Origin of the sequence: Candidatus Thiodictyon syntrophicum, assembly GCF_002813775.1 — a bacterium.
Taxonomy (GTDB): domain Bacteria; phylum Pseudomonadota; class Gammaproteobacteria; order Chromatiales; family Chromatiaceae; genus Thiodictyon; species Thiodictyon syntrophicum.
Map to the genome: position 1 here is coordinate 2161663 of NZ_CP020370.1, position 21875 is coordinate 2183537.

At 63.1% G+C, this 21875-nt stretch carries 16 protein-coding genes; 5 read left to right on the forward strand and 11 right to left on the reverse strand.

What is annotated here, in order from left to right; all coding sequences use genetic code 11:
- Nucleotides 1-180 precede the first annotated feature (180 nt).
- The 3 genes from THSYN_RS09275 to THSYN_RS09285 are packed head-to-tail and all read left to right on the forward strand — an operon-like array spanning nucleotide 181 to nucleotide 4426.
- Entirely contained in the window at nucleotides 181-558 is a 378-nt protein-coding gene (locus THSYN_RS09275) for a hypothetical protein (protein ID WP_157817543.1), read from the forward strand.
- On the forward strand, nucleotides 555-3689 hold the full coding sequence (locus tag THSYN_RS09280) for an HsdM family class I SAM-dependent methyltransferase (RefSeq protein WP_100918889.1): 3135 nt from the start codon (nucleotides 555-557) through the stop codon (nucleotides 3687-3689). The genes THSYN_RS09275 and THSYN_RS09280 overlap by 4 nt, the downstream gene beginning before the upstream one ends.
- Nucleotides 3686-4426, forward strand: coding sequence for a hypothetical protein (locus tag THSYN_RS09285; protein WP_157817544.1), 741 nt, complete (start codon nucleotides 3686-3688; stop codon nucleotides 4424-4426). Before THSYN_RS09280 ends, THSYN_RS09285 begins: the two co-directional genes overlap by 4 nt.
- 34 nt (nucleotides 4427-4460) lie before the next feature.
- Here THSYN_RS09285 and THSYN_RS33600 read toward each other — a convergent pair whose 3' ends face one another.
- From THSYN_RS33600 to THSYN_RS09315, 8 genes are all read right to left on the reverse strand, one after another.
- Nucleotides 4461-5411 carry a hypothetical protein gene (locus THSYN_RS33600; protein ID WP_157817545.1) on the reverse strand — a complete coding sequence of 317 codons (951 nt, stop codon included), beginning with the start codon at nucleotides 5409-5411 and terminating at the stop codon, nucleotides 4461-4463.
- A 983-nt stretch (nucleotides 5412-6394) separates the two neighbouring features.
- Nucleotides 6395-7003, reverse strand: a complete 609-nt coding sequence (locus THSYN_RS33605) for a hypothetical protein (RefSeq protein ID WP_157817546.1) — start codon at nucleotides 7001-7003, stop codon at nucleotides 6395-6397.
- 169 nt (nucleotides 7004-7172) lie between these two features.
- Nucleotides 7173-8306 carry a hypothetical protein gene (locus tag THSYN_RS09290; RefSeq protein ID WP_100918891.1) on the reverse strand — a complete coding sequence of 378 codons (1134 nt, stop codon included), beginning with the start codon at nucleotides 8304-8306 and terminating at the stop codon, nucleotides 7173-7175.
- A 36-nt stretch (nucleotides 8307-8342) separates the two neighbouring features.
- Complete coding sequence (locus tag THSYN_RS09295) at nucleotides 8343-9629, reverse strand: ISKra4 family transposase (RefSeq protein ID WP_100917720.1); 1287 nt, start codon at nucleotides 9627-9629, stop codon at nucleotides 8343-8345.
- 55 nt (nucleotides 9630-9684) lie between these two features.
- Nucleotides 9685-10281, reverse strand: coding sequence for a hypothetical protein (locus THSYN_RS09300; RefSeq protein ID WP_100918892.1), 597 nt, complete (start codon nucleotides 10279-10281; stop codon nucleotides 9685-9687).
- Between the two features lie 189 nt (nucleotides 10282-10470).
- The gene (locus THSYN_RS09305; RefSeq protein ID WP_100918893.1) at nucleotides 10471-12456 is read right to left on the reverse strand and encodes a hypothetical protein; all 1986 of its coding nucleotides are present in this window, start codon (nucleotides 12454-12456) and stop codon (nucleotides 10471-10473) included.
- A gap of 42 nt (nucleotides 12457-12498) precedes the next feature.
- Nucleotides 12499-13470 (reverse strand): hypothetical protein, encoded by a 972-nt coding sequence (locus tag THSYN_RS09310; RefSeq protein ID WP_100918894.1) that lies wholly within the window; start codon nucleotides 13468-13470, stop codon nucleotides 12499-12501.
- A gap of 346 nt (nucleotides 13471-13816) precedes the next feature.
- Entirely contained in the window at nucleotides 13817-16042 is a 2226-nt protein-coding gene (locus tag THSYN_RS09315) for a RelA/SpoT family protein (protein WP_100918895.1), read from the reverse strand.
- A gap of 347 nt (nucleotides 16043-16389) precedes the next feature.
- Between THSYN_RS09315 and THSYN_RS09320 the strand changes: the two genes are divergently transcribed.
- Nucleotides 16390-17406 (forward strand): polysaccharide deacetylase family protein, encoded by a 1017-nt coding sequence (locus tag THSYN_RS09320; RefSeq protein WP_157817547.1) that lies wholly within the window; start codon nucleotides 16390-16392, stop codon nucleotides 17404-17406.
- Between the two features lie 95 nt (nucleotides 17407-17501).
- Nucleotides 17502-18635, forward strand: coding sequence for a carboxylate--amine ligase (locus THSYN_RS09325; RefSeq protein WP_157817548.1), 1134 nt, complete (start codon nucleotides 17502-17504; stop codon nucleotides 18633-18635).
- Here THSYN_RS09325 and THSYN_RS09330 read toward each other — a convergent pair.
- The 3 genes from THSYN_RS09330 to THSYN_RS09340 form a co-directional block, all read right to left on the reverse strand.
- Nucleotides 18533-19231 (reverse strand): arsenate reductase/protein-tyrosine-phosphatase family protein, encoded by a 699-nt coding sequence (locus tag THSYN_RS09330; RefSeq protein WP_100918898.1) that lies wholly within the window; start codon nucleotides 19229-19231, stop codon nucleotides 18533-18535. The two genes, THSYN_RS09325 and THSYN_RS09330, sit on opposite strands and share 103 nt — an antisense overlap.
- An 80-nt stretch (nucleotides 19232-19311) precedes the next feature.
- Nucleotides 19312-20553, reverse strand: a complete 1242-nt coding sequence (locus tag THSYN_RS09335; protein WP_100918899.1) for a DUF1015 domain-containing protein — start codon at nucleotides 20551-20553, stop codon at nucleotides 19312-19314.
- Nucleotides 20554-20797: 244 nt separating this feature from the next.
- A complete protein-coding gene (locus THSYN_RS09340) occupies nucleotides 20798-21823 on the reverse strand; it encodes an amino acid ABC transporter substrate-binding protein (protein WP_100922354.1) in 1026 nt (341 codons plus the stop codon).
- Nucleotides 21824-21875 lie beyond the last annotated feature (52 nt).

Here is a 21875-nt window from a genome sequence, read left to right on the forward strand (position 1 = left end):
GAGGTTGCCCAGTTGATTTGTGTGCTTACCAAGGTTCTGGTACAAAAATAGCCGCGTTCTGTGCTATTTTACACTCAGCAGAATCACCCGCAGTCCTGAGCCGTTGCCATCATGCCGACGTACACCCGAAAAGATGTCTGCACTGCACTATGCGTGGATGACCACCGGGTTAGGCAGTGGATGAATCATGCACCCTTTGCGGAGCGGCCCGCGACGCCTCGTTCGCCTCGGCGCTTCGATCTTCAGGACTTGGTGCTCTTGGCCCTCGCCTGTGATTTGGAGGAACGCTATGGTCTCAAGGGGCGGGTTTTCGGGCGTGTCCTGCCGGCCCTGGATGCGTACCTGCGCCGTCCTCGCAGCCCAAAGCCGGACGAACGCATCGTGCTTTCCGTCGAGACCTGGCAAGTCGAAGACATCCTGCCGAGTTCCCCCCTGGTGGCTGGCTTCATCATCGATGTCGCCAAGGCCCGGGAGCGTATCGGTCTCTTTTTGGGCGTGGTCCCGATCCAGCGCGAGTTGGCGCTTGGTCCAGGTCGCGCTCGGTATCTGCCGTCATGAGTCTGGAACTCGCGTGCAAGTACCTTGGCTGGCCCGAGCCTGGGCTGGTGATCAACCCGTCCGGCGAGGGGTTGCGGGCGCTCAACACCCTCGCGCGCAAGAAGATCGGCGATCGGCTCGCCCAGGATTTCCCCGAGACGCGAGGCTGCCGGATCGCGATTCTGGCCAACGACTTCAATGCCCCAGGTACCCCGGTACCCCTGGCAATCGTTTGCGTATTCGCGCGCGCCGTTCCTCAACGCGCCCTTGCTGCCTTGCATCGGCTCGCCTGGAACTTCAGTCACGCTCCGACCCTGGTGGTCGCCGAGGCCCAGCGACTTCGCGTCTTCACCTGCTGCAAGCCGCCCCCGTCAGGCAACCAGCTGTTGGAGGAATGGGAGAATCTCCCCTCCGAGATTCCAGACGAAGCAGTTGACTTCGGCACAGCGCTTCAGGGCACTGCCGCGAAGGCGCTGCATTGGGTCAATTTGGCCAGTGGCATCCTCAGTGTCCGGTACCCGCAGCTTTTCGACCGTAATCAATGTGCGGATCGGATGCTGCTGGAGAATCTGAAGGTCGTACGTGACAGACTGCACAGCGGTTCCGCCGAGCGATCGGCCCTTGCGTTGGATATCATCCACGACCTGCTGGCCCGACTGATCTTCGTGCAGTTTCTTTTCCAACGCATGGACTCCCACGGCCAGGCGGCTTTGAACCGCGAGTTTATGGTCGGACTTCATGAACAGGGCCACCTGCGGTGTCGGCACGAAGACCTCGAATCGGTTCTCCGCGACCACGCCGATACCTACGCACTTTTCCGCTATCTCGATCAGCGTTTCAACGGCGATCTTTTCCCCGGCAAGGACAAACCGGCGATGCAGCGGCGCGACCTGTGGGCCGACGAGATGGCCGTGGTTCAACAGACGCATCTGGACCTGATGGCCGAGTTCATTGCCGGACGCATGCGAGTCAGCAGCGGTCAGTATGCCCTTTGGCCCCTGTATTCCTTCGATACGATCCCATTGGAGTTCGTCAGCAGTATCTACGAGGCATTCGTCACAAAGCAGAAAGGGACCGTCTATACCCCAGTTCAGTTAGTAGACTTTTTACTTGATGGTGTATTGCCATGGACGGGAGACGAGTGGAATCTCACCATCCTGGACCCCGCCTGCGGTTCCGGAGTTTTTCTGGTGCGCGCCTTTCAGCGCCTGGTTTACCGCTGGCGCACGGCCAATCCCGGGTCCGAACCCACCGGTCGGTTCCTCTCGCGGTTCTTGGAACAGAATTTCTACGGGGTCGATATTGACCCCGCGGCGATCCGTGTTGCCTCCTTTAGTCTCTACCTCGCGCTGTGCGACGAGATCGATCCGCGCCGTTATTGGACCGAGATCCGCCTTCCCTGCCTTCGCGATCAGCGCCTTATCAGTGGGGATTTCTTCGACGACCGCTTACCCGGACTGAATACGTCCTTGGATGCCGGGCGTTATGACCTCGTGATCGGCAATCCGCCATGGGGGAAAAGGACCGTGGCGCCGAAAGATGCTCATAATCAATTGCGGGCTCCGCGGCGATGGGCGAAGGAGCATGGCTGGCCGCTGAGTTATCACGACATCGGTTCATTGTTTATAGCAAAGGCGGGCCAGCTGACCAAAGCAGAGGGCTGCTTCTCACTCATCCAGCCTGCCGGTGCCCTCCTTTGGAATCGATCCGGACCGGCAAGTCAGATTCGCCGACGCTTACTTGAAACGTTCGCGGTTCGGGAGATTGTCAACCTCTCTGCCGTGCGTTTTGGACTTTTTATCAAGGCGCTTGGTCCATGCGCGATTATTACCGGTTTTCCCACCCTGCCCCGGCAGGATGCAACGATCAGCTATGTCGTGGTCAAGCCGGTCAATGAACTGGGCGACGAATATGGGTTTGAGGTTGGACCTTATGATTCGCACGAGGTCCCACTGCATGAGGCGACCAACGATCCGCTCGTCTGGATTACCTTGACCTGGGGCGACCAAAGAGATCGCGTTCTCCTTAGAAAGTTGACGAATTTCGGAAATCCTCATGACCTGGTCGAGAGAGGTGGGCTGCGCAAGCGGCGGGGTCTGATTCGAGGTCGAGGCGGGCGCCAGAAGGAACAGCCAATATTGAATCGCCCAATCCTAGAAAGCAAGAAAATACCGTCCTCTCGGCTTCTGACGCTCGATTCGGCGACTCTACCTACGAATATCGATCCCTATACCGCCTCGTCCGATTCTACAGACTGGCGTGCCTTCGAGCAACCGCAGGCACTGGTGAAGATGGGATGGACTAAAGAGACAGGTCGATTTCGTGGCGTGCGCGTACGCGGAGAGGCCGCGCTCTGCAACGACAGCTACATCTCGCTTGGTGGGAGCGATGCCGATCCTAATCTCGTTGACTCCGCGGTTCTGAGCTTCAACAGCAAGTTCGCGACCGCCTTCCTATTGCTGACCAGTGGCCGCTTTGCCAACTATCGGCCCGCGCCGAGCATGGATGACCTGATGCAGGTCCCTTGTCCGGCTCCGCGCCCCGGCCTTCTTGAAGGTTTGGACACGCTCGATCAGGTCGATCAGCGCACCTATGAGGCCTTCGGGTTCTGCAACAGCGAGCGGGCGCTGATTGAGGATCTGTTTCATTACACTATCCCGTTCTTCAAGGGCAATGGAACCGCAGTGCCAAGGTTACCGACCCGTCGTGGCGAACAATCGGAACTGGTAGTTTACGCGCAGTGGTTGATCGATGTGATGCATGCTAGCTTCGGTACGCGCCGAGAGTGTTCGGCGACCATCTTCAATGATGTCGGCGAACAGTTGCCTGTGCGTCTGGTCGCATTGCACCTTGAAGCGATCTCGGGGGAGATGGAGGGCGTGCGGATGCGGTCTCTCGACGACGCTGAACTGGTTGGGACACTGCTCGGACTCCAGACCCTACTGACCCAGCAAGAAGCGGGCAGCGGATTCGTCTACCGGCGCATTCTGCGCGTCTACGACAAAATTGAGTGGGCTGGTCGGTCGGTTCCCACCGTCTTTATCGCCAAGCCAGATGAGGCCCGGTTCTGGACTCGCACCATGGCGATGCGCGATGCCGACAGCATCGTCGCGGACATCCTATCGGCGGGGTTTGCCGGAGTGTCTTCGTGAACCAGCGCTGGCCGGGCCGCAACGCACGCCTGAGACCGACGCCCTTGCATCGCGCCTTCCCACAGACCGGGGAATTCACCGCGCTTGCTGCTGCATTCTCGGCAGATGCCGTCAATGAAATGCTCGCTTTGGTGTGGCGGGGATTCGATCGTCTCTGCCGCGATTTCGGGCTAGTGATCGCGAGTCTGGATGATCGCCAAATCGAGCGTAGCATCACCAGTGCGCTGGAGAGCTACATGTCGTTGGAGCGGGACCCCATGACCGCGTATCACACCAAGCACGAGGCATGGGAAATGGAGACCGCCGAATCGGATGGGGCGCATCCGCCGGCCTATGACATCGCCTTCGTGCTCAACGCTAACTTCCGAGTCATGTGGCCGCTGGAGGCCAAGCTGCTGCGCACCGATAGGCAGGTGGCCGACTATGTGAACGATCTGCGTGGGAACATGTTGACCGGCCGCTATGCGCCGTTCTCAAAGAGCGCGGGGATGCTAGGCTATCTCTTGTCCGGTCAGGCGATTGTCGCGGTGAAGGCAATTGAGGCGCAGCTTTCGGTGGCGCTACTGCCATATCCGCTGTTTCACCCGAAGCGAGAGCACTATCTCTCTTATCACGAGCGAAATCTGGAGCACCTAGAGGACATTTGCGATATCTTCGACTGTCATCATTTAATCATGTCGATGGTGATGGCGCCTGACGTTTTATCCCCTGCCAGCCCGGCTGAGACTCCTACGTGACGCGGAGGGATTGTGCGAAACCTAGACGAAACGATCAGGCCGCACTGGCACCCATTTCTTCGGCGAGGATTTCGTTCAGCCTATCTACGTCTTTGCCTTCAGGCTGTTGCTGTAGTCGACGTTGGGCAAGGGCAACCAACAGCTCGCGGTGACGACCGGTTTGCCAAACAGGATCGAAAGCGGCGATCCAGTGTGGGTGATCGACGGCGTGCTTCAACCAGAGGACACACAGATCTTCTAACTGTGGATTGCCTGGGGTGGTTCGCCAAAACAAGGCAAAGGCGTGAGGCCAGGAAACGTTCGCAATCGGCATTTCTTGAAGATATCGGGGTCCATAGCTATTCAGGTTTTCGTCTTGCGGGTTGGCAGCAAGCAGAGCTTGCCAGACCAAAGCCCACGACCCTTGCAGCATTGAGATTTTGTCGATCCACTGGCTGCCGAGGCGTGCCAGCTCCGGATGCCCGGGTTCTTCCGTCCATAAACATCTCCAAGCATTGGGCCATGATTTGTTGGTTTGGTCAGAGTTTACCAACCAACTGATACCGGAAGAGAAAAGCTGCGGGTCCCTTGGGTTGTTGTGAGGTTGTTGACCCAACATATTCGGCGATGACTCATGTTCGGGCGGGTCACCAGCAAGCCGTTCTTGACCGGACTTTATCAGCCCCGTGTCGTTTGAGTTGTTATTCCAAAGAGATAGCCACAGAGTAATCCAATGCCGATGATCCAAGGGTACGGTAGCTAGCCAGCGTTGTCCATGCCGGATCAGATTCTCGTCGCTGGGGCTACGGTGTCTTAACGATTGCCAAATCGCTGTCCACCAGGGATGCTCGGGTTGGACAGTCGTCAACCAGTTTCGGGCAAGCTCTGCCTGTTCCGGGATGGCGCGAATAGTTCGAGGCATGAAGTTCTTGAGTTTGAGCCACGAGCCAGATTCGTAAGATCCGCGGGATGCCCATTCCCAAGCGATAGCGTCGACCTCGGGCATGTAGGGTATCGTGCCGTGAATCAAGCGCCAGACGTGGGGCCAGGAATTATTTTCCGGTGGTGTATGAATGAGCCAGCGGCGTGCCAAGTCGTGCAGTTGGATGTCATGTCATCAGGGGTACGGCCGAATAGAGCCTCCCAGGCATATGGCCATGATTCGTGTCCCAGAGAGGCATTCGCGAGCCAGTGGCAGGCGAGATTCGCTAGCTCCGGGTCGTCCGGACTGTTTTTCCGCAGGGCCTCCCAGACGTAGTTCCACGATCGATGCTCGGGCGGGGCGGCGGCAAGCCACTGGCGCCCCAGACTGTCTAGCTCCGGGTCGTCCGGACTGCCTTTCCGCAGGGCCTCCCAGACGTATTTCCACGATCCATGCTCGGGCGGGGCGGCAGCAAGCCGGTCTTTGGCAAGTTTCGCTTGTTCCGGAATCGAGCGAATCGCTTTCAGCAAGAAGGCCCGAAGTTTGAACCAAGACCCAACGTCACACGAGCCGCTCGACACCCAGTCCCAAGCAATGGAGTCGACATCCGGCACGTAAGCTGCCGTCTTGTGGATAGAACGCCAGACGTGAGGCCAAGCGGCATTTTGCGGCGGCATGTGAAGGAGCCATCGTCGCGCAAGCGCCTCATTATCGTGAGGATTGCACTCGAACAACACCTCCCAGACATGTGGCCACGACTCATGGTCAAGCGGCAAATTCGTGAGCCACGCGCGCCCTATGTCGCTCAGTTCGGCATCACCTGGACTGCCTTCGCGCAGTGCCTCCCAGACGTACTGCCATGACCCGTGCTCGGGCCGGGCGGCCACGAGCCAATGGCGCCCAAGACTGGCTAGCTCCGGGTCGTCCGGGCTGCCTGCGCGCAGGGCATTTCAGACATAGACCCACGACCCTTGCTCTGGCGGGGCGGCGGCAAGCCACTGGCGCCCCAGACTGGCTAGCTCCGGGTGTGACGGATTGCCTTTGCGTAGCGCCTCCCAGACGTATGTTCACGACCCGTGCTCGGGCGGCGCGGTGGCGAGCCACTGACGTCCAATGCGGGCTAATTCTGGGTCGTCTGGAGTGTCTTCGCACAGGGTATTCCAAACGTGCGTCCACAACTTATGCGCCGGTGCGGCGGCGAGCCACTTGTGACCGAGATTGGTTAGGTCCGGGTCCCGTGGGCGTTCTTTCCAAAGGGATTGCCACACATATGTCCATGACTCGTGTTCCGGTGCGAGATCACGCAACCGGTTATATGCTAGTGGGATTAAATCCTGGTCGTCCGGGTTGCGCTTTCTCAGCAATTCCCAAACGATTTTCCACCAGCCATGATCGGGCTGATGTCCAACAAGCCAATTCTTGGCGAAAGTTGTCTGTTCCGGCATGTTGCGAATGGCCTTGAGTAAGAATTTCCGAAGTTTGAACCAAGAGCGAAACTCGGAGGACCCTTGAGATGCCCATTCCCATGCGAGTGTGTCCACTTCAGGAATATTAGGTAGTGTCTTGTGAATAGCGCGCCAGACGTAGGGCCAGGAAATATTTTCCCGTGGCGTATCAAGAAGCCAGTGGTATGCCAATTTCTGAAGCTCGATGTCTTCAGGGTTAAGAAAGTACAATGTATTCCAGGTGTATGGCCATGATTCATGCTCTAGAGAGACTTCCGTGAGCCACTGGCGGCCGAGATTGGCTAGCTACGGGTCGTCCGGACTGCCTTCGCGCAGGGCATTCCAGACATAGACCCACGATCTAGGGTGTTCAATATCTCACCTATATCGCAAATTAAATTCATGCAGTTTTCGTGTTTGACACAAAATCAATGAGAGCACGCCGACGCCGGGCCAGCATCGACGCACCGAGGTGCGTTGTCGCCCACTGCTCGACATCAATAGTACGCACCGATTCCATCGCCTCCTGAATCAACGGAGTCGCCAGGTCGGCGATGAAGGCAGGAATCGCAAGCACCAGCTTACCGATCTCCTTGAGCGGCCCCCTGGTGGTGAAGCATTTGTATTTCCCGAAGACCGATTCGATGATATCGGAGGAGGCCAGCCAGACACTATCAGTCGGGATCTTGGCGGATTCCAATGCGACCTTCGCGAGAATCTGTTGGGTAAAGGCCGCCGCCCGTGGGGTGAGCGTTGACGGCGGTGGCAGCGTGGCCTGGAGTGATTCTTGGGAGCCCTGCTGAAGACCCGTGGATTTGAGATGCGACTGAATCAGCTTGGATTGCGCCATCATTTGCGCGTAATCCACCAGGTCATCCCGGTAGGACAGTAGCCAGGCAAAGCCGTCAAGGAAGCGACTGTACCCGGCGTCCGCTTGCTGCCAGAACACATCGTCGAGCGTATCACTCTCGAGGTCTGAGTGTGTCTGCAGTGCCTGGCAAAAAGCCGCCCGGTCGGGATAGCGAATGCCGACGATGGCCCGCAATGGGTGCGCCCGGGCGGCGCCGAACCGCGCGCACAGGTGCTCCCATGCCGGCCACTTCAGGACGTATTGCGCGCGGATCGCGCTGAAGTCGCCGCGATCATGGTAGGCGAGGACGCGTTGTGCCCACCGCACATGGACATCCAGATTCATAAAACGCGCCTTGATGCGCTGCCGAGGCGGCAGCAAGAAGGCGAGATCGGTCTGCTGCAAGGACGACCACGCGCGGCGACAGTGCGCCAGCAAGGACTCCCAGCGCGCATCTCGGCCCATCTCGGCCTTGAGCCGCGTCGCAATAAGATGCGATATATCATAAGTATAGACGCAGGCAGTGGCGTGCTCCTGAAACAAGGCGATGCCCTTGTGCAGGTCGCTGCCGTGGTCGGCAACGATCTGGACTGGTGGACCGGTGCGTTGCGCAACGCGCCTGAGCACTTGTGCGACCCACGCTCCCGTGCTGTGTGTTGTGATCTCCACGGCCAGCACCTGCATGGCGCCGTGACAGGGTGCGGCCTCCGAATAATGTGCCTAACCGTAGCACTCAGCCCCAAACTGGTCGATCTTCTGCCAGAACTGTGCCCATCGTCCGGTGGTCTGCGTCAGTGCGCGTAGGCTGAGCACAATCTTGGCCCCTTTGTTCTTCCAGCGCATCCCGGAGGCACATAGCCGTTGCTTGACCAAGGTCTTGCAGGCGGCCTCGGTGACGCCCGATCCGATCGGCAGTCCCGCGGCGACGAAGCCCGGGTAGTCCATTTGATGGCGATGGTTGGTGAAGTAGGTCCAAGCGCTGAGAACGTCGTCGCGCAGCGTCTGCGAGAGGGTGTGCCGCTGCGACAGGCGCGCGGCCTCGCCGATGAGCAGGTCAAGGGCGGCGGGGTCGTGCTTGAGCGTCGTGCAGTGCGCGCTCTGCCACTGCGCGCGCGGGCCCTCGGCGTGGCGCTGCGGATGGGTCGCTTGGGCGATTTTGCCCACGTATTCCGTTGCATGGAAAAAATCGATCAACTGGCGGTCGGTGTGTTGCTCGAGGAACCGCCAGTTGCTTGCCGCCCCGTCGGCGATGCCCAGGTACAGTGCCTCGGGGAGGTGCCGCTTGACGCGTTGGATCTCGCGCTCCATGCGTTGCCGGAACTCCTGCTTGCCGTACTCGGGTGCCGCAGCGAGGTAGATGGTGTGCTGGCGCTCGCCCTCGCCGTCGTAAAGCGAGAGGGTTCCGACCATGGCTTCGCGCCAGCCCGCACTGTCGGCCATGGGGATCATGGCGCCGTCGAGGCTGACCACGACGGTCGCGATGGGCGTCTCAAGCGCCGGCATCGCGTACTCCCAGTCCTCCTCTTTGGCCGTGGCGATGGTGCCTACCCACTCCGCAACATTTTGAATATACGAGGTAGCGATCGTCCGACCGTGGTTCTGCTCAAGGTCAGTCTGCACCGCGCGCACGTTGAGCTGCGCATACTTGTGGCTGAGTTGACTGGCGAATCGGGGGGTCGCCCCGCGCACGATCCGCGCCTGGTGCTCGAGCGGACAGTAGATCCGCCCGCCGCGCGAGCTTTGGTAGACATAACGCTCGACCTCGACCGGCCCGTAAGGCGTCTGGTACTCCTTCGGATCGCGCCCGCGCGCGGTCAGCTTGATCGCGCCGACACGGATCGCACTGCCGTCGGTGTCGAAACGCTGCAGCGCCTCCTCGGTGGCGCAGCGCCCCACCGCGTTGGTGGCCTCCTGGATGGCTCCTTCCATGTCCAGCAGGCTACCGCTGAGCCGCACCGTTACCTCGACCGTCACCTCGTCACCCGAGATCCTGACTACCTTCGCCACGACTGCACCTTCTCGTCTAGTCACAGAAGGTTACGAAATACTCCTCAAAGGCACATCATGTCAAGGCCGCACCCCCGTGACACGGGCTGTAACCGCTCTGGGCCAGTGCACTCACCGGAATACCCAGGATGACGAGGCACTTGGACGCCCCCAAGGCGATCGTATGGTCGGCGACGTAGATCCAATCCGTGCGCCATTGCGGTTGGCGATTGAGAATCGCGAGACCGCAGCGATAGACCCAGTTGAGCACGGTGGTGTGGGCTGGCGCCGCCACCGGGAGTGACGCGCCGAACAGATTCAATACCCGCGCCACCCCGCGGCTGCCGAGCCCCGCGTGCAGATACAGCCGCATGGTTAACTGCATGACCATGACCGAATAGTGATGGCCGACCGGCGGGGACAGCGCAAGGTGTGGTGGCTCATCCGCTGGTTCGTCATCCGCCGGCGCCGCGGCCTCTTCGGCTCCCGTTCGCGCACGCTCCGCCTTTAGCGCACGCGCCTTCCACTGCGCGCGGCTGTGCTCCAGATCCCGAATCTTGACCTCCGCGGCCCGCAGGCGCTGCTGCCGCTCCAACGCTTTCGCCTTCCAGGCATCACGTGATCGCTGGAACAGGTTGGCCAGACGGCTCGCTGGGCTCTTGAATGCATTCATCACGTCGTGCGTGCTCCGGCAAGGCGGTCAGATCACCGCGCCAGTAGACTGATCAAGCGTTCGTCGTTTGTCAACGGCTTGGCATGAGAAAGTGGCGCACGCGTCATCGTACTCCCCCAAGCACAGAACCGACCGCCGGGCCTTCCAGGCAACACGCTTCTTGCATCGACTTTTCGGCGCCTTTTTAGGTCAGATTGAACACCCTACCCACGATCCATGCTCGGGCGGGGCGGCGGCGAGCCAACGGCGCCCGAGGCCGGGAAGTTCCGGATCGTGTGGACTAGCTTCACGCAGGGGCTGCCAGACGTATGTCCAAGACGCATGATCGGCGGGAATATCACCGAGCCACCGCCGACCAAGTGTTGTTAACTCGCGGTTCTCTGAATTCGCCTTCAGCAGGGAGCGCCAGATATATGTCCAGGATGCGTGTTCGGGGGGGGTATTTGTGAGCCACTCAGCGGTGACGTTCTGTACCATCGCATCTTCGGGGAATGTTCCGATGAGCTTTTCGAGCAAGAAGCTGGCATCTGCGTGCGGTGGACAAGACCTGATCCAGGCGAGATACCAGGGCTTCAGTACCTCCGGGGAAACCCCTTGATCCCAGAGTGGCTCCAAGACATAGTTTGCAGCACGTTCCCGATGCCACAGGTTCGCCCAAGTCAGACCCCAGCCGATCGCCGGGGCGTGGCTGTCGCCCACTAGCCGACCCAGGACGAAGCATTCTTCGACTCGGAATTGATGCCGTTCAGTCCATTGAAGCACGGCCGTAGGCGGAGTCTCAGAATGCCCCAGGAACTGGAACGCAATGTCGCCCCAATCGAAGCTCGCTGGCGCATGCGGCAGCAGGGCCTCAGCGGCTGCAAGCAGGTTGGCGTCATTCGGGGCGGCACGGAGCGCGCCGATCAGGATGGCGCCAATATGACTGCGGGGCGCGTATCGCGGGATCCAATCAGCGATCAGCCGGGTAACCTCCCGTTGCTGGGTTTGCCAGAGGACATCCAGGGCCACCGGTGCCCATTCGCGCCACTCCGGGGTGCGCCGCAACAGATCGAGAATTGCCGCGATAGCCCGAGCGCGGAGCACCTCATTCATCCGCTCCAGGTGTTGCAGCAGCTTGTGGCAGGTGAGGCGCAGTCCCTGTTCGGCCACGTCAGCATCACCAAGGCGACCGATTGCGACGCCGATCGGGTCCGGGGTCAGGGGCAGGTCCGGCACCAGCGCGGCGAGGTGGACCCAGACGGGCAACTCGGCGGTGACCATTGGACTTTCGGGAACGCCGGCGCGCAGGGCATAGATCTTGCCCAGCAGGTCGATGGTCGGCGCACGGTCGACCCGCCGGGCGACCCGGTCCGCTTCGTCGATCCAGTGCGATTCGCCGGGCGCCAGGGCGCGGGTCAAGGCCCAGAGCGGGGCGGTTCGCTCGCCTGGGCTGGCGGCGCTGGCGAGTGCATCGCCGATGGCTTCTTCGAGGTGCTTCGCGCGCACGTACAGGTGCCGTGCGCCCGGGTACCAGGCCTCGTAGATGGCGTTGGACAGGTGTGGATGGGCCAGCCAGACGCCGTGGCGTCTGGAATCGGCGTATTCGGCGATGTGATGCTCGACTCTGAGTTGGTCCAAGACCCCACGCAGGTGGGGGCCGAGGCGCTCGTCCATGATCCCGGTCGGATAGCCGGCGTACAGGCGGTTCAGCGCCAGCACCCGGGAGAGGACGGATTCGAGTACCCCACCCCGGTCGCTGGCCTGGATGCGGCCGCGGAACCGCTTTGCGAAATCCGGCAAGGACTGGCCGACGCGCCATTGGAAGAAGAGTTGTACCAGCAGCACGTCCTCGTCCCGGTCCAGGTGGGGCGGGTCCTCATTGGTGCGCTGGCGGTACCAGGCGCGCAGGGCGTCGAGTTCGTGAGACTGCTCGCGGGGCAGGTCGAACTGCTCCAGCATCAGGTCCGTGCCGTAGTCGTCGGCCAGTCGTTGCGCCTGCTCCGTGGGGCCGCAGCAGATCACCAACGGCAGCGCGTCGCCCTCGCCCTGCTGACGCAGGTCCTCCAACTCGATCAGGGCGGCGTTCCAGAGTGCGCCGGTCTCCTGTGCGTCCGGAGCGTAGGGGTCGTCCATGGCGATCAGGGGTTGCAACTCCGGTCCCTGGAGGTGTCGGCACCAGCGCACCGCCTCGGGCAATAGCTCCGGACGGTTGCCGAGCCAGAGGATGGGACCGAACCCTCAGTCATGGAGTGCCGCGAGGACGTGGAGGAGGGCCGCGCTCTTGCCGCAGCCTGAACGTCCGCCGATCCAGAACAGGGGCAGGCGCAGGGTCTTGTCCGGGTGATGTCGGCAGCGGGTCGTCCACTCACTGATCCGGTCGGTCAGCTCGGGATACAGGGGTTCGCGAACGGCGAGATAGCCCTTTCGCAAATGATGGACCTGGGGGCGTTCGCCGGTGAGGACTTCCCCCTGGGTGATGGTGTCGGGCGCACGGTCGGCCGAAGTCCAGAAGGTGATCCCGGCCGGGCGTTGATTGTGCTGTTGGTTGAGTCGGTGGAGGTCGTTCCAGACCCTGGCGGCCGCCTGCACGAAGCCTTCGGAGCCGGCATCGGGGGCGGCGAGCAGGTCGCCGACCCAGCCACGGACTTGAGCGAGAGGGCTCTCGGCGCGCAGCTCGTTCGCCAACAGGGTCAGCAGGTCGTCCAGCGGGTCGGCGAGGATCTCGGCGCTCAGCGCGGAGCGGAAGCGGTCCAGGTCTTCCGGGTTCGCATCTGCGGTAGGTATCCAGGTCCGGGCGACGCCCTCGACCTTGGATAGGTCTCCGCGCGCTGCCTGGATTCGGTAGCGCAGGATGGGTACCAGCTCCGGTTGGTCGGTGACGGCAGTCGTGTGAACTGACCACAGGTCACGGAGCGCATCGCCGATCTTCGCGGGCGTCAGGCTCCGCTTGATCTGGCTGACGAGCAAGGTGTCGTCGCCGTCCGCCCGAACCAGATCGGAGAGGGTCTCGGTGAAGACCCGGGGGCCGCTGTCGCCCGTTGCGGAGCGTGCCTTCAGCCAGACCTGGGCGCTCGCAAGCAATGCGCAGAGGAACTGGTAGTGGAATCCGGCCAGCGCCAGACGCCCGCCCGCCGCTGAACGGGGATGGGCTGCTTCCCAGGCGGTCCTGAGGGCGGCAATCTGCCTTTGTCGCGTCAGTAGTTGCGCCATCACCGATCAGCGTCAATCTCCATGCGTCGCGGAATCTTGAATGGCCGATTATTATCGGACGGGGGCCGTTTTGACCAGCATACACTCGTGGCCGAGTGTGGGCGGCGAGGGCACATGTGGCACCGACTCGTTGGCGGTCGGTGCGATAGAGACCGCGGGGATATCTCGGCCCGCGACCTTCGCCACGGTGGACGGGACGGTCTCGCTCCATAATGGTACAAGGCATTCCGCGGTTCGCCTTGAGGCTCGACCTTCCCCACGAGGCGCGCCGGGTCCGCGGTCGTCCGCGGGCAACTGTCGCGGCGGGACGCTGCTCCCACGGGCGGACAGGTCCGTTCAGACTAGATTAAGAGGCCCGCCGGACCTCCAGTACATCCGGCGTCTGGGCCAGCTTGGCGAGCACCAGGTCCAGGTGCGCCTTGTCGCGCACCTCCACCGTGAAGCGCATGGCGGCGGTGTCGGTGGTGCGCTCGGAGTGTGAGTTGACGCCGAGCACGTCCACGTCGGCGTCGGCGAAGATGGAGGAGATGTCCCGCAACAGGCCCTTGCGGTCGGCGGCGATGACCAGCAGGTCCACCGGGTAGGCGGCGTCGGCCGGCTGGTCGGCCCAGCGCACGCGCAGCAGCCGCGCCGCCTCCCCCTCCGGCAGGTGGCGGACATTGGGACAGTCGCGCCGGTGTACGGTGATGCCGCGCCCGCGGGTGACGAAGCCGACGATGGCGTCGTAGGGGACCGGTTTGCAGCAATGGGCGATCTGGGTCAGCAGGTCGTCGACCCCTTCCACCACGACCTCCCCGGCGCCGGGCTTGGGCTTGCTCGGTGCCTTGGTGCGCGGCTCCGGCTCCCGTGCCTCGGGGCGCCCATCCGGGGTCCGTGGCTCGCCCACCTGGCGCGCCACCACGCCGACCGACAGGTCCCCGCGGCCGATGGCGGCCAGCAGGTCCTCCCCGCGCTTGAAGTTGTAGCGGGGGGCGAGTTGCTCCAGTTGGGGCTTTTCACTGATGCCCAGACGCACCAGTTCGCGGTCCAGGGCGGCGCGCCCGGCCTGCCAGTGCAGGTCGTGATCCTGTTGCTTGAACCATTGGCGGACCCGGTTGCGGGCGCGCGCGGTGATGAGATAGCCCTGGTGGGGGCTCAGCCAATCGCGGCTGGGGGCGGCGTTTTTCTGGGTCAGGATCTCGACCGTCTCGCCGCTGTTGAGCCGATAGCTCAGGGGGACGATGCGCCCGTTGACCCGGGCGCCCCGGCAGCGGTGGCCGATCTGCGAATGGACCTCGTAGGCGAAGTCGAGCGGGGTCGCCCCCTTGGGCAGCTCGATCACCTTGGCGTGGGGGGTCAGGACATAGATCTGGGCGGGCTCGAACTCGGCCTTGAAGCGCTCCAGGATGTCGGTGGCGTCCTCGCCCTCGCTCTTGAGCTCCAGGAAGCTGCGCATCCAGTTGATGCGACGCTGGAACTCGGCGTCCGGGCCCTTGCCGGCCTCCTTGTAGGCCCAGTGGGCGGCCACCCCCAGCTCGGCATGGCCGTGCATCCCGTGGGTGCGGATCTGGATCTCCAGCGGCTTGTCCCCGGGGCCGATGACCGCGGTGTGCAGCGATTGGTAGAGGTTGCCCTTGGGGCTCGCGATATAGTCGTCGAATTCCTTGGGGATGTGGCGCCAGAGCCCGTGGGCGAGCCCGAGCGCGGCGTAGCAGTCGGCCACCGTGTCGACCAGGACCCGCACCGCGCGCAGGTCGAAGATCTGTGAGAGATCCACGCCCTTGCGCTGCATCTTGCGCCAGATGCTGTAGATGTGTTTGGCCCGGCCGGTCACCTCGGCCTTGATCCCGGCCTCGGCGAAGGTGCGCTGCAGGGTCGCGATGACGTCCTTGATGTAGCGCTGCCGCTCCTCGCGCCGCTCGTCGATCGCGCGGGCGACACGCTGGTAGGCCTGGGGCTCCAGGTAGCGCAGCGCCAGGTCCTCCAGTTCCCACTTGACCTGCCACATGCCGAGCCGGTTGGCGAGCGGGGCATAGATGCGCTGGGTATCGCGGCTGATCCGGGCGCGCTGTTCGCGTTCCAGATTCTTGATGGCGCGCATGAGGTGCAGGCGCTCGGCGAGCACCACCAGCACCACCCGCACATCCTCGGCGATGCCGAGCAGGAGGCGGCGCAGGTTCTCCTCATGCTGCTCCTGGTCCTTGGCGGCGATGATCGCCTCCACGTTGGCGATCTGGCCGATGCGCGCCAGGTCCCCGATCATGCGGGCGATGCCGGGTCCGAAGCGGTCGGCCAGTTGCGCCTCGGTCAGGTCGCCCAGGCCCAGACAGCCGTTGAGCAGGGCGGCGATCAGGGTCTCGTGGTCCATGCGCAACTGGGCCAGGATGTCCGCGGTGGACAGGACATGGCGCACATGGGTCTCGCCGGTCTCGATGCGGCGGTCGCCGCGGCAGCGGGTCAGCGCGGCGCAGGCCCCGGCGATCAGCTTGCGGTCCTCCAGGGCATAGTTGGGCACCAGGTTGTCCAGCCAGTGCCGGATCGCGTCGTCGTCGCCGGTATCCTGCTCGGGGAGGTTGTAGACGGGTTTAACCATGTAAGCCAGAGGGTATGTGGGTCGTCCGGCGATGCAGGGTCGCCGTGGGCGCCGGGTCCGCCGGACTGGGGCCTGGCGCAGATTCACGCGTGGCGGATCGGTTTCATCGCCATCATAGCAGCCTAAGTCCCGACACGACCCGAGAAACCGCAACTGTCGTCGATCGCGACGAATTCCAGGGTTGCCCCGGCGACCCGAGCATTGCGCCGCGGTGTGGCTAAGCCGCAGGGGCGCCGTGGTTTGTCACCCGGAGCCGCCGCGGGGCTTAACAATATGATAAACTACCGTTTAATCAATGCCCATAGGTAAGTACCCCAAATACTGACAGGCCGGAGGATACGGGACCCATGAGAACCTCAGTCGTCATGACGATCGATGTCGAAGCGGATATCGCCGGCGGCATCGAAAGCTATTCGGATGGCTTTCGTCCAGTCATCGACCAGCAAGTCGCCTGCAACATTGACGGACACAGCGAGGGACTGGGGTTTATCATCCGGACCTTGCGCGAGCGGGGGCTGCGTGCGACCTTCTTCGTGGAGGCCGCGCAGGCGAACTATTTCGGGCCGGCCGCCATGGGGCGCTATGTCGATCTGCTCCTGTCCGCCGCTCAGGACGTGCAGTTGCATGTCCACCCCTGCTGGTTTTCCTATCACAACGGTGTGCCTGACTTACAACAATTGCCCGGCGATTCCTGTGCGGCGCTTGCGGAGCCGGTGTTGGAGGACTTTTTCGCTCGCTCCATCGCGACCTTTCGCGACTGGACCGGCGGCCAACCCCTGGCCGTGCGTACCGGCAGCTTCCGCACCGGGCGCAACGTCTATCGGGTGATGAAGCGCTTGGGTATCCCACTTTCCTCCAATCTCTGCATCGGGCTGAGCGAGCCCGCGGAACCGGACTACCGACTGCCTGGCGGATGCCGTCTGATCGAGGGTGTCAGGGAATATCCGTTGACCTCTTTTCTGGACCGACGCGGACTCGGGTCAGCGCGATTCCGGCCCCTGCAAGTCAGGTCGTGCTCGAGCCTGGAGATGATCGCCATCCTCGATGGGGCACAGGCCGCCGGCTACGAGACCGTGGTCATCCTGACCCATCCGTTCGAGTTCGTGAAGTCGGCCACCGAGAAGAACCGCAACGCCTGGACGCACGAGATGTTGATTACCAATCGCACCGTGCGCGCGCGCCTGCGGCGGCTGTGCGATTACCTTGTCAAACATGAAGAGCGGTTTGAGGTATGCACCTTTGCCGACTTGGCGTCCCGCCCGCCGACGTCGGTGCGCCCCGTTCGGCCGTTGCACGGATCGCCGGTTCTGTCATGGCTCCGGACCCTGGAAAACGGCTTCAGTGATCGTGTGAAATGGCTATGAACCGATCGGTGCACCGGGCTGCGCACCAGGTCATGGTACTGGGCGTGGACTCCCCCATCGGCCTGGCGATGATACGTGAGCTCGGCAGGCACGGGGTGCTGGTGCATGGCATCGGCCGCTCCTCCCGGAGTCTGGGGCTGTATTCCCGCTATATCGCCTCGCGGCATGTGCGTCAGGATGGTGACGAGGCCCTCCTGGCCCAGCTTCTGGGCATCGCCGAGGCGACCGGCTGCCACTGGCTGATGACCGTCTCTGAAGGTGATATCTGCTGGCTGCAACGGATGCGTGAGCGGCTTGCCCCAGCGGTGGTCGCCTTGGTGCCGGAGGCGCTCCCGATGGCGCGGGTGCTGGACAAGGCGACCACCATTGCGGCGGCCCAGGGGCTGGGCATCGCTACCCCCGAGACTTGGTCGTGGCCGGATCTCGCCGCCATGGAACGGGCTCTGCCGGGGCTGAGCTTTCCGCTGGTACTGAAATGGAGTCATCCGGCGCGCGTGCAGGTCAAACTCGATGAGATCGGCGTGGCATGTGAGAAAGCCCTTTACGTTCATGATGCCGCGCAGCTGCGGGCCTATCTGGAACTGGTCAGTCCCGTGGGGGAGTTGCCGTTGGTCCAGCGATTCTATCCCGGTTACGGTCTCGGGCAGATGGCTTACATGGCCGGCGGCACGGCGCTCTTGCGTTTTCAGCATCGGCGGATCGCGGAATGGCCGCCGGAGGGCGGGTTTTCCGCCGTCTGCGAGTCGGTGGGCCTGGACGCCCATCACGACTTATTCGAGCGTTCCCTCGAGCTGTTGCGCCGACTGGAATTTTCCGGGCCGGCGATGGTCGAGTATCGGTTCGATCCGCAGACCCGTCAGGCGGTGCTCATGGAAATCAATGGGCGCTTCTGGGGCAGTCTACCGCTCGCCTACCACGCGGGTGCCGGCTTTGTCTGGACCGCCTATGCCGTGGGGGCGCTTGGCCGTACCGACACTGTCCAACCGGCTTATCGCGCAGGTATGCGGTGCCGTTACATTGTCCCGGAGCTGAAACGCCTGCTCCGGATTACTTTCAGTCCGGGGAAGATCCAGAATCGCGCCTTGAAATTCAGTCCCGCGAAGGAGTGGCTTGGCTTTCTGGCGGCCTATGTGGATCCGCGCACCCGGTACTTCGTATTTGAGGTCGGCGATCCGCTGCCCTTTTTCTCTGATCTCTGGTTCGCCCTTACCCGCCGCTGGGGTCCTTGAATGCCGTTGTGACCTGCTTGCCGCCAGGACTGCACGAGGCCGGACACACTGCGCTCGATGACGCGCAGGCAGGTGTCGAAGTAGGCTGGGCTCAGGGTCATGGGGTCGTGAATATGCGGTCGCCGCGGCCTGCCCCAGAGTCCCAGCAAGGTGATCGGCGCCGGACAGTCGCCGAGTCGGCGCCGCAACTCCCGCGCCTGGCGTATCTCCATCACGACGTACAAGTCGGTTTCCCGGGGTGAGAAATCCTCCCAGGCGGTGGCGCGATGCGCCGTCAGGTCGGCGCCGACCCGTGCCGCGGCAGTGATCGCATCCGCACAGGCGGCCTGCCCCGTCACCGTAGACAGTCCGAATGAGGCAGAGGGTACCCTCAGTTCCCGGGCGAGTTGGTGTGCATAGGGACTGCGACAGACGTTGCCCGCACAGACCCAGACCAGACGCTCCACGCGCGCGAGCGCGGGTTGGTCGAACGGGCGTAATCTGCCCGCTGCCAGTTCGCTCCAGGCGAGGCACAGGCGCACCAGTCCACGCCAGGTGCCGAAGCGATCGTCCAGTCGGGTCAGGAGGGTGCGGTGTGCGGGTGGGGATCGGTGCATTATGGTGTCGCTGGTCTTTTCGGTAGCCGGATAGAAAAAGGGCCTGACCTGCGGCGCCCCGTCAGGCGCCGGATGCGGCTTCAGTCCAGGCAATGACTGACCAGTCCGTCCGCCAGTTTGGGCTCAAACCAGGTGGACTTGGGGGGCATGACCTCGCCCAAGTCCGCGACCGCCATCAGTTCGTCCATCGGGGTGGGGTAGAGCGAGAAGGCGACTGCCAACTCGCCCGAGTCCACCCGCTCCTGCAGCGCCCCGAGACCGCGGATGCCGCCCACGAAGTCGATGCGCTCGTCGCGGCGGGGGTCCGCGATGCCGAGCAGGGGGCCGATCACTTGGTCCTGGAGCAGGCTGACATCCAGTCGGCGCACCGGGTCCGCGGCGGGGATGCGGGCGGGGTTCAGATCCAGCCGGAACCAGCGGCCGGCCAGGTACATGCCGAATTGGCCCGGCCCTTGGGGGGCGATGGGCCCCGGGGCCGGCGTGATGGTGAAGGCGTCGGCCAACTGCCCCAGGAAGGTCTCCGGGGTCTTACCCTGCAGGTCCCGCACCAGGCGGTTGTACGGCAGGATCTGCATCTGATCGTGCGGGAACAGCACGGACAGAAACCAGTTGTAGGGCTCGTCGCCGGTGTGATCGGGGTTGGCGGCACGGCGTGCCGCGGCCACCCGGGAGGCGGCGGCGGAGCGGTGGTGGCCATCGGCGATATAGAGCGCATCCAGGGCGGCGAAGGTCGCGGTGAGCCCGTCGATGGTGGGCTGGTCGGCGATGGCCCAGAGTTCGTGGCGCACCCCGTCCGGGGCCGTGAAATCGACCTCCGGGGCGGCGACGCTCACGCGGGTCAAGACCTGGTCGATGCCCGGCGTGGCGCGGTAGACCAGGAACGCGGGGCCGGTCTGGGCATTGAGCACATCGATCTGGCGCACCCGGTCGTCCTCCTTGACCGGCCGGGTGAATTCGTGTTTCTTGATCCGCCCCGCGTCATAGGCGGCCACCGAGGCGGCGGCTACCAGTCCGGTTTGCACCTGCCGACCCATGGTCAGGCGATAGCAGTAATAGCGCGCCGTCGGGTCGCGGACCAGCACGCCCTCCGCGCACAGCCGCTCCAGGTTCTCGCGTGCCTTGGCATAGACCGCCGGGGCATAGGGGTCGGTGTCCGGCGGCAGGTCCACCTCCGGGCGCGAGATGTGCAGAAAGCTCAGGGGCCGCCCCGCTACCATGGTGCGGGCCTCCTGGGCGTTCATCACGTCATAGGGCGGCGCCGCCACCGCGGCGGCACGGCCGGGGGCGGGGCACAGTCCGGCGAAGGGTTTGATCAATGGCATGACGAAACTCACATCGAAAGTACGTTAGTACGGGAAGAAAGTACGTTTGTAACGAGCCAAAAGGTTAAGCACAATCGTTGTCGTTGTCGTTGTCGTTGTCGTTGTCGTTGTCGTTGTCGTTGTCGTTGTCGTTGTCGGAGAAGCGATGCACTTTGGGGTGCGAGAGAATCCGGGGCGCTGCGATAAGGACGATTACGACAACGACAACGACAACGAAAATGGCGCTTAGGCAGTCCCAACTTTCTTAACGGACGGGAGGGGCATAAAGTACGCCCCCATCGCGCCACAGCGCATTGGCCCCGCGCTCGATCTTAAGCGGTGACCCCGCACCCAGGTTGCGCTCGAAGACCTCCGCGTAGTTGCCCACCTGGTCGATGATGCGGTAGCTCCAGCCGCGGTCGAGCCCGAGCAGCTTGCCGGTCTGGCCGTCCACGTCTAGCAGGAGTTGAATGTCGTCGGCATGGGCACGCGCGCGCGCCGCATCGACATTGCCGGAGTCGATCCCGGCCTCTTCGGCGTTGATCAGGGTGAAGAGGGTCCAGCGCACGATGTCGAACCAGCGGCCGTCGCCGGTGCGTACCACCGGTGCCAGGGGTTCCTTGGAGATCATCTCCGGCAGGATGCGATGGGCGTCCTCGCCCGCCAGTTCGGCGCGCATGGCGTAGAGCTGGGAGAGGTCCGCGGTCAGGGCATAACAGGTGCCGGCCAGGTAGGCCTTGGTTGCCGCCGGGGTATCGGGGAACTCCTTGAGATCCAACTCCATGCGATTACGTGCGAAATAGGTGCGCGCGTTCTGCGGGCCGCTGCTGCCGGCGGCGCACACCGGCTTCTTGGACAGTTCACGCGCGCTCAGGGTGCTGGTGTTGCGGTGGACCATGAAGCCCTGGCCGTCGTGGTAGAGAATGCCGACGAACGTGAGTTCCGGATCGAGGTCCCGCTCGAGGGTCCAACTGGTGTTGCGTGCGAGCAGGTCCGCTTTTCCCTGGCGCAGCGCAGCGAAGCGGTCGCCGCTGGGGGTGGGCACCAGTTCCACCTTGTCCGCGCGGCCGAGCACCGCCGCTGCCACCGCCCGACAGAAGTCCACGTCGATCCCGCTCCAGTGGTCCTGCGCATCCTTGAAGGAGAGGCCGGGAACGGCACCATTGACGGCGCAGCGCAGCACCCCGCGCGCCCTGACGTCCTGCAGGGTGTCGGCCTGGGTTGGCGTTGGGGCCAGCGGCAGGGCACCCAGAAGGGCCAGGGCGGCGAGCCGACGGGACAGTGGATGCATGGGGCTCTCCTTCACGTTGGGGGCGGTACGCCATCCTACCAGCATGGGCGAG

What these genes read in the sequence shown, in the direction of transcription:
- THSYN_RS09340 (WP_100922354.1), bottom strand. Translation starts at nt 21,823, where the DNA reads ATGCATCCACTGTCCCGTCGGCTCGCCGCCCTGGCCCTTCTGGGTGCC.
- THSYN_RS09315 (WP_100918895.1), bottom strand. Translation starts at nt 16,042, where the DNA reads ATGGTTAAACCCGTCTACAACCTCCCCGAGCAGGATACCGGCGACGAC.
- THSYN_RS09310 (WP_100918894.1), bottom strand. Translation starts at nt 13,470, where the DNA reads ATGGCGCAACTACTGACGCGACAAAGGCAGATTGCCGCCCTCAGGACC.
- THSYN_RS09290 (WP_100918891.1), bottom strand. Translation starts at nt 8,306, where the DNA reads ATGCAGGTGCTGGCCGTGGAGATCACAACACACAGCACGGGAGCGTGG.
- THSYN_RS09280 (WP_100918889.1), top strand. Translation starts at nt 555, where the DNA reads ATGAGTCTGGAACTCGCGTGCAAGTACCTTGGCTGGCCCGAGCCTGGG.
- THSYN_RS09335 (WP_100918899.1), bottom strand. Translation starts at nt 20,553, where the DNA reads ATGCCATTGATCAAACCCTTCGCCGGACTGTGCCCCGCCCCCGGCCGT.
- THSYN_RS09275 (WP_157817543.1), top strand. Translation starts at nt 181, where the DNA reads ATGAATCATGCACCCTTTGCGGAGCGGCCCGCGACGCCTCGTTCGCCT.
- THSYN_RS09320 (WP_157817547.1), top strand. Translation starts at nt 16,390, where the DNA reads ATGAGAACCTCAGTCGTCATGACGATCGATGTCGAAGCGGATATCGCC.
- THSYN_RS09330 (WP_100918898.1), bottom strand. Translation starts at nt 19,231, where the DNA reads ATGCACCGATCCCCACCCGCACACCGCACCCTCCTGACCCGACTGGAC.
- THSYN_RS33600 (WP_157817545.1), bottom strand. Translation starts at nt 5,411, where the DNA reads ATGCCCGAGGTCGACGCTATCGCTTGGGAATGGGCATCCCGCGGATCT.
- THSYN_RS09300 (WP_100918892.1), bottom strand. Translation starts at nt 10,281, where the DNA reads ATGAATGCATTCAAGAGCCCAGCGAGCCGTCTGGCCAACCTGTTCCAG.